Source organism: Mesorhizobium sp. C399B, from assembly GCF_030323185.1.
Taxonomy (GTDB): domain Bacteria; phylum Pseudomonadota; class Alphaproteobacteria; order Rhizobiales; family Rhizobiaceae; genus Mesorhizobium.
Genome location: NZ_CP100472.1, coordinates 1,499,829 through 1,511,914, shown reverse-complemented (window position 1 = coordinate 1,511,914; position 12,086 = coordinate 1,499,829). Strand labels below are relative to the sequence as shown.

At 57.0% G+C, this 12,086-nt stretch carries 10 protein-coding genes; 6 read left to right on the top strand and 4 right to left on the bottom strand.

Annotated features, from left to right (window positions below):
* Positions 1 to 31: 31 nt before the first annotated feature.
* The 4 genes from NLY36_RS07150 to NLY36_RS07135 all read left to right on the top strand — a co-directional run bounded on the left by NLY36_RS07150 (position 32) and on the right by NLY36_RS07135 (position 4,301).
* Positions 32 to 691 carry a response regulator transcription factor gene (locus NLY36_RS07150; RefSeq protein WP_023734874.1) on the top strand — a complete coding sequence of 220 codons (660 nt, stop codon included), beginning with the start codon at positions 32 to 34 and terminating at the stop codon, positions 689 to 691.
* 293 nt (positions 692 to 984) lie between these two features.
* Positions 985 to 1,941 (top strand): enoyl-CoA hydratase/isomerase family protein, encoded by a 957-nt coding sequence (locus NLY36_RS07145; RefSeq protein ID WP_023734873.1) that lies wholly within the window; start codon positions 985 to 987, stop codon positions 1,939 to 1,941.
* A 66-nt stretch (positions 1,942 to 2,007) separates the two neighbouring features.
* Entirely contained in the window at positions 2,008 to 3,405 is a 1,398-nt protein-coding gene (fumC, locus tag NLY36_RS07140) for a class II fumarate hydratase (protein ID WP_031199887.1), read from the top strand.
* Positions 3,406 to 3,497: 92 nt separating this feature from the next.
* Positions 3,498 to 4,301, top strand: a complete 804-nt coding sequence (locus NLY36_RS07135) for an MIP/aquaporin family protein (protein WP_023734871.1) — start codon at positions 3,498 to 3,500, stop codon at positions 4,299 to 4,301.
* 86 nt (positions 4,302 to 4,387) lie between these two features.
* Here the strand turns inward: NLY36_RS07135 and NLY36_RS07130 are convergent, their stop codons facing one another.
* From NLY36_RS07130 to NLY36_RS07115, 4 genes are all read right to left on the bottom strand, one after another.
* Positions 4,388 to 5,968: an MFS transporter gene (locus NLY36_RS07130; protein ID WP_023734870.1), complete on the bottom strand. Its 1,581-nt coding sequence runs from the start codon at positions 5,966 to 5,968 to the stop codon at positions 4,388 to 4,390.
* Positions 5,965 to 7,041, bottom strand: coding sequence for an HlyD family secretion protein (locus tag NLY36_RS07125; protein ID WP_460221877.1), 1,077 nt, complete (start codon positions 7,039 to 7,041; stop codon positions 5,965 to 5,967). Before NLY36_RS07125 ends, NLY36_RS07130 begins: the two co-directional genes overlap by 4 nt.
* A 329-nt stretch (positions 7,042 to 7,370) precedes the next feature.
* Entirely contained in the window at positions 7,371 to 8,444 is a 1,074-nt protein-coding gene (locus NLY36_RS07120) for an MBL fold metallo-hydrolase (RefSeq protein ID WP_023734868.1), read from the bottom strand.
* 238 nt (positions 8,445 to 8,682) lie between these two features.
* Entirely contained in the window at positions 8,683 to 8,982 is a 300-nt protein-coding gene (locus NLY36_RS07115) for a hypothetical protein (RefSeq protein WP_023734867.1), read from the bottom strand.
* Between the two features lie 713 nt (positions 8,983 to 9,695).
* Between NLY36_RS07115 and NLY36_RS07110 the strand changes: the two genes are divergently transcribed.
* Both NLY36_RS07110 and NLY36_RS07105 read left to right on the top strand, forming a co-directional pair.
* A complete protein-coding gene (locus NLY36_RS07110; protein ID WP_050590574.1) occupies positions 9,696 to 10,352 on the top strand; it encodes a VOC family protein in 657 nt (218 codons plus the stop codon).
* A 409-nt stretch (positions 10,353 to 10,761) separates the two neighbouring features.
* Positions 10,762 to 12,054 (top strand): epoxide hydrolase family protein, encoded by a 1,293-nt coding sequence (locus tag NLY36_RS07105; protein ID WP_023734865.1) that lies wholly within the window; start codon positions 10,762 to 10,764, stop codon positions 12,052 to 12,054.
* The last annotated feature ends 32 nt before the right edge of the window (positions 12,055 to 12,086 follow it).

The following is a 12,086-nucleotide window of genomic DNA, read 5'->3' as shown; positions in this document are numbered from 1 at the left end:
TTGTTAATGCCGGCTTAGGAGGATAATTGCCATGTACACGGGTGTAGCGGCTGAACTAGGCAGTGTCGCGATGTCGGACGAAGCATCCGTGGTGTTCATTGTAGACGACGACATTTCGGTGCGTGAATCATTAGAGTTGCTAATCTGCTCGTCAGGTTGGCAGCCGGAGGCGTTCGGTTCAGCAAAAGAATTCCTCGATCGACCCCAGGTTGCCCTGGTTTCGAGCTGCCTCATCTTGGACGTCAATCTACCGGATCTGAGTGGGCTCGACCTGCAGAGTCTGATGGCTAACGAGCGTACCCCTATGCCCATCATCTTCATAACCGGCTACGGGGACGTACCGATGACAGTCAAGGCGATGAAGGCCGGGGCTGTCGAGTTTCTAACCAAACCATTCGACGAAGAGGAACTATTGGGTGCAATCAAGCTGGCACTCCAAAGGAGCAAGACCGCTCTCGCTCTGGACGCCGATTTGCAAGCTCTCAGGCATCGCCACGGATCGCTCAGCCGTCGCGAGCAAGAGGTTATGACGCTGGTCGTCTCTGGTCTCTTGAACAAGCAGGTCGGCTTTGAGCTTGGCATCAGCGAAATCACAGTCAAGGCACATCGTGGCCAGGCTATGCGAAAAATGCAGGCCCGCTCGCTGGCCGAGCTGGTGAACATGGCAGCCCGACTCGCCACCGCTGAGTAGTCGCTTTTCTCCGCGACTGGGTACCGATTCAAACGCCATCGCGCGGTGGGAGGCTCCATCAATCCCAAGGTATTGACGATACCATGGTGCTATCGTCTCAGCCCCGACATTCGTACATTATTGTGGTGTCTGAAGTAGATTTTATATATAAAAGGGACAGTAGAGCTTCTGTTGCTGATAAGAGGCAGTGATGGGTGAGTTGTGCGCGTGAAGTGGCTTAACTGAACCCTTGGTGCCGCGATGTGATCATGTTGTATGTGGCGGATTTTGACATTTAGCGAGGTAAATTGGCTATGATGTATTCCAAGGTCAAAAAGTCAGTATTGTTGGCCGTTGTCGCATTCCTGCAGGGGCCTCCGAACGTTTTCGGACAGGAAACAACGTTGCCCAGTGTTGCTAGCGCGCCGCTTGCAGCGACACTGAGCAAAACGACCGAAAAGATCCGCCTGACACGCAAGAGCGAGGCCTACTGGGAAGTCACTTTCAATAATCCTCCACTCAATATCATTGGCCCGTCCGAGGTCCGCGAGCTTGCAAAAATTGTTGGGCAGATCGAAGCTGATGGGAGGGTCAAGGTAGTAGTGTTTGACAGCGCGGTCCCTGGTTATTTCATCGCCCACTACGACCTGTTAGGTCCCCTCAAGGATTCCACAGGCATGGAGCCGGGGCCAACAGGTATGCATCCCGTGCCTGATGTCATGGTACGCATCAGTCGGCTGAAGGCTGCGACGATCGTTTCAATTCGTGGGCGGGCGAGTGGTATAGGCAGTGAGCTTGCGCTCGCCGCGGATATGCGGTTTGCCAGTCGAGAGAAAGCGGTTGTGTCGCAGTTTGAAGTTGGCGCCGGCTTCGTCCCTGGGGGCGGCCCTATGGCGCGGCTGCCTCGGCTGGTCGGCCGCGGCCGCGCTATCGAGATGTTGATCGGTGCCGAGGGCTTTGATGGCGAATTAGCCGAGCGCTACGGTTATGTGAATCGGGCGCTGCCCGATTCACAATTGGACAGTTTTGTCGACGCCTTGGCGACGCGAATTGCGTCGTTCGACGGGCAGGCGATCGCTGACGCTAAGACCTTGATCAACCAAGCTAGCCTGCCACCGGACTCTGAGATGCAGCCGGGGTGGGATGCGTTCATCACTTCCGTACAACGGCCTGCGGCCCAGGCGCGTCTAAAGGTACTCGTCAACGAAGGACTACAGCGGCCCGGAAAGGTAGAGAGAAACCTAAACGAATATACAGCCAAGTATCGGTAGCGGTCTACGGAGACTCGAATCAACGAGCAATATCAAGGGTTGTGAAGAGGACGGACCGTGACTCGCATGCGCAAGGAGACCGACAGTCTGGGTGTGGTGAACGTCCCAGCCCGCAAGCTGTGGGGGGCTCAGACGCAGAGGTCTCTCGATCATTTTTCCATCGGGAGAGATTTGATTCCGCGGGAAATGATCACAGCTTATGCGGTGCTCAAGAAAGGCGCTGCCAACGCCAATCAGGCAGGCGGACGGCTCGATGCTCAAGTCCATCGACTGATTGTGCAGGCATGTGACGAGATATTGGCGGGGCAGCATCAGGACATGTTTCCGCTCCACGTGTGGATGACGGGCAGCGGTACTCAGTTCAACATGAACGTTAATGAGGTGATTTCCAACCGGTGCTGTCAGCTGACCGGGACCGTCCTTGGGAGTAAGACGCCAGTTCATCCAAACGACCATGTTAATATGGCGCAATCGTCAAACGATTCATTTCCTTCCGCGATGAACATCGCGACGTCAACCAACGCTAAACGGCGCCTGATTCCGGCGGTCAAGCAGCTCGAGGAAGCCATCCGGTCCAAGTCCGAGGAGTGGAACGACATCATCAAGATCGGCCGTACTCATATGCAGGATGCAACGCCGCTGACTTTGGGCCAGGAATGGTCTGGATATGCTGAAATGCTGACCGACAACCTTGATCGGCTCGAGAGTTCATTAGGCGGCGTCTATCGTCTCGCCCTCGGCGGGACGGCGGTTGGCACCGGGATCAATTCCGCACCAGGTTTCGCAGAAGCAGCCGCGGCCGAAATCGCGAGGCTGACCCAGCTCCCATTTGTAACCGCGCCCAACAAGTTTGCCGTCCAGGGCGCACACGACGCCTTGGTACAGTTTTCTGGCACGATGCGCACTCTGGCAACTTCACTTTACAAGATTGGCAACGACATTCGTCTCATGTCGTGCGGACCCCGAACAGGCTTCGCCGAACTGATAATACCGGAGAACGAGCCGGGTTCCTCCATTATGCCCGGCAAGGTGAATCCCACCCAGGCCGAAGCGCTAACCATGGCTGCCGTGCAAGTGATGGCCAATGATGTTGCAGTGGGGTTCGGCGGGGCCGGCGGATATCTTGAGATGAACGTCTACAAGCCCCTGATCATCCACAACATCACCCACTCGATCACGATCATCACCGACAGCTGCACGAACTTTCGTCGGTTCCTGATCGAGGGTACGAAGCCCAACACGAAGAAGATTGCCCGGGATGTCCGCGATTCGCTGATGCTCGTCACCGCACTCTCGCCTGTCGTTGGTTATGATAAAGCTTCGAAGATTGCGCACTATGCGATGGACAACGATCTCACGCTGAAAGCAGCTGCTCTGAAGCTGGGCCTCGTTTCCGAAGCAGTGTTCGACCGCGTGGTTAAACCAGAAAAGATGGTGAGACCGTACGTCGCAACATCCGCCTAGGTGAGCGTTAGCTCGTCCAAGCCGGCGGCCGCTGCTGCCGTCCTGGGCAAGGCGGTCATCACCTTCAACTAGCTATTCCCAGGAGGATATCCATGAGCACCCATCCTGTTGGCTTCGGCGAGGCCGCTCTCGCACTGCAGATCGGCGAGTCTCGTTTCAACGCAAACTGGAAAAGTCCCCGACATCGGTTCAGGCGCCTATTGTCAGAGTTTATCGGCACTGCAGGATTGACTTTCGTATTATCAGCCGGTGCAGCCATTCTGGTTTTGCACGGCGGGATAAAGGTTGAGCCCATCATCGCTGCGTTCATCCTGTCGGCGATTTCTGCATTGTGGCTGGTCGCGGCGATCTATTTTCTCGGCGACATTAGTTCGCACTTCAATCCTGCCATGACATTTGCGTTTGCCTTGCGCGGCGATATGGGTTGGCCGATGTGCATGGCCTACGTCATTGTGCAGTTGATTGCCGCGGCGGCGGGATCACTTCTTGCCCGTTCGTTCTTCGGTATCGAAGGCAATCTCGCGGCCACGATTCCGCAACCTGAGCAACTCATCCAAGCAGTGTTCTTCGAGGCCATCCTGACATTTGGCATGGTTTTGATGGTGATCTCGATGGCAAACGGCCCGAAGCTCAATGGCCAGTTTATCCCTATCGCCGTGGGTGCCTACGTGATGTCGCTGGGGACCCTGGGGGGCCCCTACGAAGGAGCAGCGATGAACCCTGCCCGTGCTTTCGGACCCGACCTGGCGCGAGGCGATCTGTCAACGTGGTGGGTCTACGTCGTGGGACCGGTCGTAGGCGCGATTATTGCCGCATTCGCTGCCAAGATTCTCCGAGGCCCAGCCAATGCTCAAGAGGCACAGGCGGCGATGGGAACGCCCCAGGACGAGTCCTGAGTTAGGTCGACTATGTTTCGTCATCTGTTGAGTACAGATGTTTCCCCCGGCGTTTCCGACAATAGCAGCCTAGATCCTCGGTAAACTTATTCGCCCGAGGATCGACGGCCAAGAACCCTCTTGCAGACGACTAGGCAAGGCCCCGCGATCAAGAACAACAGCACAAGCGCGAAGAAGGCCTCATTGAAGGAAATGGCGATCGCCTGCCTGTCGACAGCCTGCCGCAGAAGCGATAGCGCGGCCCTACCAGAGACAACACTGTCGAGGCCCCTGCCCGCAAGTTGGCCTGCCACCGCTTTCAGACGCTCCTCGAGCGAGACATCGCCAACGGCCAAGTGGGACGCCAGGATGGTCCTGTTATAAGTAAGTTGTCGATCGAGATAAGTTTGCAGCAGAGAAGTACCGGTCAGACCACCAATCTGTTTACCAAGACCGAAAAGACCGATCCCGAATGGCAAGGCCTTGACGGGAAGCCGCATGAAGGCAGACAGCGTCAGGCTGATGAACAGGAGACCCAGCCCAAAGCCGCGCAGGAGCAGTGGAAACTCCAGATCCACAGTTCCGCTGTCGCTTGTCGAACCCGACAGGAACCACATTGACGAGGCGAAACACACGACACCGACAGGAGCCAAAGCAAGCGGATTTATTCTGCTTTTCTGTACCCCGACCCCCGCCAGCAGCAGGGTGCACCCCAAGATTACTCCACTCGGCAAAAGGAGTGTTCCAGCATCCGTAGCCGTGAAACTGAGAACGTTTAGGGCAAAGGCCGGGATGAGAAAGGCGCTGCCGGACAACGCGAATCCGGCTACCAGACTGACGACAAATGCGAAGCGAAAGTCGGGATCACCCAAAGGCGACGTGGGGAGGATCGAACGGTCCGATGCAAATCCAAGTTCCCACAGCGGCAGGAGGATGACCGCCAGCAAGCCGCTCAGGGCGAAAAGAGTGATGGGCCCGTCATCGAACCAATTGAACCTGCTGCCTTGCTGCGACACATACGTCAAAGATGCAGCGGCGATTCCAACCAGCACGACCTGGGGATAGGGGAGGCGGATCTTGTCGCGGAACGCTTGCCTCCGGTCCGCCGCCAGCATGACCAGGGCGACAATGCCCACCGGCACGTTGCTCAGGAATATCCAGTCCCATGACCGGTGGTCGACAAGCCAGCCTTGCAGGGCTGGCGTCACGGTCGTCGGGGCCATCACCGAGCCCAGGGCTAAAACAGCTTGCACTACCGGTTGCTGAGGGCTTGAGAAACGCAAGAACAGCAGCGTCTGGCCTGCCACGAGCACAGTCGCGCCGGCAAGACCCTGAACGATGCGGCAGAAGTCAATCCAGGCAATATCGGCGGAAGTGATCATTGCAGCAGACGCCAGGAGAAGCGCGACCGCGCCGGCGCGCAAACAGGGTGTAGGCTTCAGCGCTGCAACAAACAGCGGCGCGACCAAGAAGCCGGTCATTTTGGCCGCGAGAAATGCGATGTCTAAAGTCGCGAATTCGTCGCTCGTGGCATGTATGTCGCCCAGCATATCCAGGCGCCCGATAGAGAGCGCCGTGCTGGCGATCGAATCCATGACGGCGGTCAGTACAACTCCGATCAAGACCAACACGTCGCCCAGCGCTTCGGGCTTCGCCACTGAGTGTCGCGGTCCGATCTGACGGCTCATTTCGCCGCACCAGGCCGATTTCCGGCAAGCTCGCCAACCGGGTTCGAAGAGGTGGTTGCGGGATCGGTCTCTCGGCTCACCCGGACAGCAATGCGGGCTGAAAGTCCGGGAAGCAGCCGGCCTGGCAACGGATTGTGTGTAAGTCTTATCTTGACTGGAACGCGCTGAACGACGCGGATGAAGTTACCAGTCGCATTGTCCGGTGGCAGCACGCTGAAGGCAGCCCCGCTACCCGGGGCAAAGCTGTCAACGACACCATCAATCTGAACACCAGGGTACTCGTCAATCATCACCCGAACTGATTGCCCGATTTCCATTCGATTTAGCTGGGTTTCCTTGAAATTGGCCACGACCCACACATCTTGTACCGGAACGATGTCCATACCCGGGGTGCCGGGAGTGACGTACCGCCCGACGCGAACTTGCCGGTTGCCTACGACACCGTCGATTGGCGACTGTATGAGGGTATTGGCAAGATCCATCCTGGCCAGGCTGACTGACGCTTTCGCCTGAGCCATCGCTGCTTGGGCGCCGGCGAGTTGGGCACTTAGCACGCCAAGCTTGAGCCTTTGCGCCAGAGTATTGGCCGCCGCGGCTTTATCCGCAGCCTCGGCTTTTGTGAACCCGGTCTGTGCATCCTGGAGTTTTTGTTCGCTGGCTGTTCCGCTCTTCTGGAGAGCGGTGTAGCGGTCAAGATTGGCTCTTGCAAACAGCAGATCCGCTGAGACCGACCGCTCCTGTGCCGCCGCTTGTTCTATCAAGGCATCTTGCAGATTCTGCGTTGCTCCAATGTTTGCGATATCGGCTTGTCGCGTGGACAGGGTGGCAATGGCTTGGTCGAGTTTCGCCCGGTAGTCACTATCGTCGATGCGAAACAGCAAACTCCCCTTGCGAACGTTGGCGTTGTCTCCAACCGGGACTTCCACCACATAGCCGGAGAGCTTGGGCGCGATGCTCGTTATATCGCCGCGCAGATAAGCGTTGTCCGTGGTCTCCTCGAAACGGCCGTGAAAATACCATTGCCAGGCCCAGGCTCCCGAGAGCGAAATCGTTACAGTCGCCACCACCACGATAGCTACCTTCCGAGCCTGACCTATTGGTGCTCGCGTTGATGCAGACGAAGCCACAGAACCGATTGCGGGAGATGCCGCTGGTTGCGATTGGTCATCACTCTCAAACGGCGGTTGCGCGGGTCCTTCAAAGCCTTCAGCTCGGAGCATTTCAACGATCCAATCTCCAACATGTGGCTAGTCAACTTGCGAGTTGGCTCGGTGTGGCCGGATCGCGGATCAGTCGCCGTATTGGCTGCTAGTCCGGCAAACCCATTGAACGCCCCCGCACCGCCCCTCGACGAGATCGCCCAGAGGGACAACCCAGTCTGAAACCCTCGGATTGTAGGCCTTCAATCGATACGAAGGCTCTGCTCCATCGCGTAGCACTGGTCCCAGATGAACACGTCATACCCGGCCAGTCGGGACTGCCACTTGGGCGTGACCGCATTGACGCATTGCACGACGACGCGGTCGATATAATTGTCATAGACAGCCCAGAGGTTGGCCGTGTCTTCTGCTTCCATTTCTTCGCCGGGCGGCGTTGACTTCAGCGCAGCAGCTGCGGCGGCCTTCAGGTCATTCATGAATTCGAGCTGAGTACGGACGTCGGAATGCGTGCCTACGCGATTGACATGACCCCCAACAAGCGTTTCGAACGGCAATGTATCGATATAGGCCACTTGGTCGAAGTAGCCGGGGATGTCCTTGGCAAGTGCGAAGCGACGCCAAGGCATCCAGCCAGGAAAGATCACGTCCACCACCATCAGGACCTTCTGTTCTGGAGCATAGATGAAGATGTTGCCCGGCTCATGTGGACTGCTGCCGGGATAGGTCAGTTCAAGAACCTGACTACCGACGTTCAAGGTGTAATGGTCCTTGAATGTGACGCTCGGTAGGGGGCGCCTGGGATCTTTGGCCCGATCGAGCAGCCTCAAGGTTTCTTCCTGGGCGATGATAATTGGACGGCCGCCGAGGTCGTTCGCGCCGCCAATATGATCCACGTGCGCATGGCTGTAGACGAGATATGTGATAGGCCGATCCGTCACCTCAGCGATTGCCTGGCGTATGTGAGCCGAGTACCCCGGAGGGGCGTCGATCACAACCACACCTTTTTCATACACCAGGAACATCGACTGGTACCCGTTGTCGGTGACCATGTAGAGGCCGCGACCCAGCTTTTGGCTCCGGTATCCCTTCTTCCAGTCGATGGCGGGGGTTACGTCCTCCTTGGGAATCGGAAGGTACTGATCGACGCGCGCGCCTATCGGCGCCAACGACGGCATACTCTGGTAAGGGGCACCAGCCTGTCCGGGCAACGTGTCCGCGCGGGCACCGCCGATTGGCGCCAAACCGAAGCCAATAGTGAGAATAAGACAACCGGCGCTTGCTGCTGCCCTCGAGATAGCGAAGCGGTATAGAAGCATAACAATCTCCTATCATCGAATAGTATTTAACATTAACGGTTTGTCGATAAGTCTGAACATCATTTGATGATCGTAGATAGCACCAATAACCTGGCGTTAAAGTAACGCCCTGACTGCGATTCTTAGAATGCACACCTCATGACCCGGCAATCACCCGAACCGATAGCGATAGACCGAATCACCTGGCACCTCGAACAATACTGACGGATAGGTGATCCCCTGTTCGATCGGAACAGCTTCAATGCCCCTGGCCAAGAGCATTCAGATCAGCACAGAATTCCGCGTAAGGTTTGGTCATCCCCGCGTCCTGACATTCTCTTATCATCGCCTTGCGCTTGCCCATTGGGAGGGTTCCAAGGGCTGCCCTAAACCTGCTCCTCATAACCGGATCCGTATGGGTCTGCCTCTTAATGGAACTGGTATGGCTAAACGACAGCTGGTTGATCGGGTCGATGACATCAAGTGCGCCGGCAAACGCGCTTCCCCCGATTACTGAGAGTGCAAATGCGGTGACGAGACATTTAGCTCTAACGTCCATGACGTATTCCTTTTCCTCACTGAGCAACCGCCGAGCTGACAATCGCCACGATAAACTACCAATACTTCTCCCGACCACGCTATAACGGGACGAATTGAAGTGTACCTGTAGACCGTCGCGAATCTATTGTTCGATGGTATCGCCGATACTTTGGCATTGATCGTCGAGAAATGCTGACCTGAAGTGCGTCTGTCGGACGCCAAGGAAGGAATTCGGTGCGATCGGGGCTTGTTGCTCAGCTCTCCGATGGCTTCCCGCCGTGTGCAGGTAGTCCTTGGCGCGATGCCAAATGCTCCACCTGATACCAAAGCGTCATGGATCCCATACTTTAAGCGGCCCACAATTTCGGTTTGCACGATAATTGCATTCAGTAGGTGGCGCACGTGTCCGGAGATAGGTCCTTGATTTTCCATCGGGAGCAAATGAGGCCGAAGCTTATGCCAAGGAGATCATTGTTGCCTGCAGAGCGCGAGTTCCTGGCGGCGTTGGCGACGGTGGGGATCGTCGGCGCCCCTCCCGGAACGCTGAAGGCGTGGATCCAAGACGATTCTCAGCGAGCGGGCGAGGGCCGTGGCGAGGTGGCTGCTCGATCCAGTCATTGTGTACAGTGGAACGCCAACCACCGATACCATCGGGTAATTGATGGGGTCGCGTTGCTCTGCTCTCGTGTTGGCACTGGGGGGAGTGTTGCCGCCGAACCGATGGAGCTTGATATGAGCGATGATGTAGAGCGCACCGATGCAGTCAAGAAGCGCCAGGAATTGCCGGCGGTCGATATGAAGCTTGAGGTCGTTGTCATTCCTGTTTCGGATGTCGACCGGGCTAAGCGGTTTTACGGCGACCTGGGTTGGAGGCTCGATGCCGACATTGCCGTCGGTGACGCATTTCGGGTTGTCCAGTTCACGCCTCCCGGCTCGCCAAGTTCGATCCACTTCGGTATCGGCCTCACGTCCGCCGTGCCCGGTTCCGTACAGGGGCTCTATCTCGTCGTCTCCGATATCGAAGCGGCGCACGCCGAACTCGCGGCTCGCGGGGTCGATGCGAGCGAAGTGTCATATCGTACAGGGCCTGGACAGCCGACGATCAAAGGGAGGGATCCTGAGCGGCGAACCTACAACTCCTTTACTTCGTTCAAGGATCCCGACGGCAATGGGTGGCTGTTACAGGAAATCACCACAAGACTCCCGGGACGCGTCGATGGCGACACGACGTTTGCCTCGCCAGCCAAGCTTGCAGCTGCGCTCCGACGCGCGGCAGAAGCCCATGGGGAGCATGAGAAGCGGAGGGGCGGACAGAGGGACGACAGCTGGCCCGATTGGTACGCCGAGTACATTGTAGCGGAGCAGACCGGCAAACCGCTGCCGGCCTGAGTGCTGCCATACTCGTACACGCCGGCGCAAGAAGGATAACGCCCACGGTGCATCGGACGAGTTTGTGTTGTGGGAATCGTCGAAGTTCGTGGGTATCAGGGTAGTAATTAGTGCGGTGCGCGGCGTTGTTCGAGCAGGTGAAGCACAACGCAAAATTCGTCGACAAGCACACCCAGCCCGAGGATTGTTCGACAACGGCTTGACGGCCATTGGAGGATTTCGGCCGATGTCCAGCAGGTGCGCTTTCTAACCACGCAGTACCTGACGATTCTGGATGACGTGACAGCGCGTATTTGGCGCTTGATCCAACCAGCGAAAGTATCGCCGATACCATCGTTCTATAGATTTTTGCACCTTGGATAAAGACCTTGTAATTATTGTGTGGATAGACGTGAACCAGGAGGATTTAATGTCAGCGACGTCGTTATCACCAACTCGTCGCGATGTCGTTGTTGCGGTCGCTGCGGTTGGAGCTGTCAATCTGGCGCCAAGAGTGTTGCGGGCAGCTGCTAGCGAAGAATCCATCCGTCCGTTCAATATCCACGTTCCGACATGGGCGCTTGCAGATCTTCGCAGGCGTATCAAAGCCGTAAGGTGGCCGGAACGGGAGACCGTCGATGATCGTTCGCAGGGCGTCCAACTGGCGAAGCTTCAGGCCCTCGTTGAGTATTGGGGCAGCCGTTATGACTGGCGCAGGGTGGAGGCAAAACTGAACAAGTTGCCGCAATTCATCACCAGCGTGGACGGAGTGGATATCCAATTTGCGCACATTCGCTCACAGCATGACGGGGCACTACCCCTGCTTATGACGCACGGCTGGCCTGGCTCGATTATAGAGCTCTTGAAGGTCATCGGTCCGCTGACTAATCCTACTGCGCACGGGGGGAGGATCGAAGATGCTTTTCACCTCGTTCTTCCAACCATGCCGGGGTACGGCTTCTCGGGTAAGCCAACTGCCACTGGTTGGGCTCCGGCGCGGACGGCTGCCGCGTTTCATGAGTTGATGCTCCGGCTGGAATACACCGAGTACGTGTCGCAGGGAGGCGATTGGGGTGCGATTGTCTCGCAGTTGTTGGCTGTTCAGGCTCCGAAAGGTCTTCTCGGTATTCACGTTAATATGCCAAGTACTGTACCGCCGGGCATTCTTCGGCATCTCCGCAATTTCGACCCGGCGCCGGCCGAATTATCGGATCGGGAGAAGAACGCCTACGATCGGCTGCTGCACTTCTATCGCGATGGCTTTGGCTACGCGGCGATAATGAATCAGAGCCCCCAAACCATCGGCTATGCCCTCTCCGATTCTCCCGTCGCAATGGCAGCTTACTTTTACGACAAGTTCTCTGAGTGGACGGATAGCGACGGAGAGCCAGAACGGATCTTCACCCACAACGAGATGCTGGATGCCATCTCTTTCTATTGGTTTACCAACTCGGGAGCTTCATCATCGCGAACGTATTGGGAAAGCTCGCAAGCAGGCGGTGGCCCGTTTGACGCGTTTGACATCCCAAAGGTCCCTGTGGCGGTCACCGTGTATCCGGCCGAGATCTACCGCGCACCACGGAGTTGGGGCGAGAGAAGCTTCCGCAACCTCATTTATTGGAATGAAGTGGACAGAGGGGGCCATTTCGCGGCGTGGGAGCAGCCTTACGTCTTCACTGCCGAGCTCAGAGAGGCGTTCAGATCGTTACGCCGATCAATCTGAGGCGAAAGAGGCGATCCTCCCCCCATCGCCTT

Coding starts and splice junctions, on each gene's coding strand:
- NLY36_RS07150 (WP_023734874.1), top strand. CDS start 32: ATGTACACGGGTGTAGCGGCTGAACTAGGCAGTGTCGCGATGTCGGAC.
- NLY36_RS07145 (WP_023734873.1), top strand. CDS start 985: ATGATGTATTCCAAGGTCAAAAAGTCAGTATTGTTGGCCGTTGTCGCA.
- fumC (WP_031199887.1), top strand. CDS start 2,008: ATGCGCAAGGAGACCGACAGTCTGGGTGTGGTGAACGTCCCAGCCCGC.
- NLY36_RS07135 (WP_023734871.1), top strand. CDS start 3,498: ATGAGCACCCATCCTGTTGGCTTCGGCGAGGCCGCTCTCGCACTGCAG.
- NLY36_RS07130 (WP_023734870.1), bottom strand. CDS start 5,968: ATGAGCCGTCAGATCGGACCGCGACACTCAGTGGCGAAGCCCGAAGCG.
- NLY36_RS07120 (WP_023734868.1), bottom strand. CDS start 8,444: ATGCTTCTATACCGCTTCGCTATCTCGAGGGCAGCAGCAAGCGCCGGT.
- NLY36_RS07115 (WP_023734867.1), bottom strand. CDS start 8,982: ATGGACGTTAGAGCTAAATGTCTCGTCACCGCATTTGCACTCTCAGTA.
- NLY36_RS07110 (WP_050590574.1), top strand. CDS start 9,696: ATGAGCGATGATGTAGAGCGCACCGATGCAGTCAAGAAGCGCCAGGAA.
- NLY36_RS07105 (WP_023734865.1), top strand. CDS start 10,762: ATGTCAGCGACGTCGTTATCACCAACTCGTCGCGATGTCGTTGTTGCG.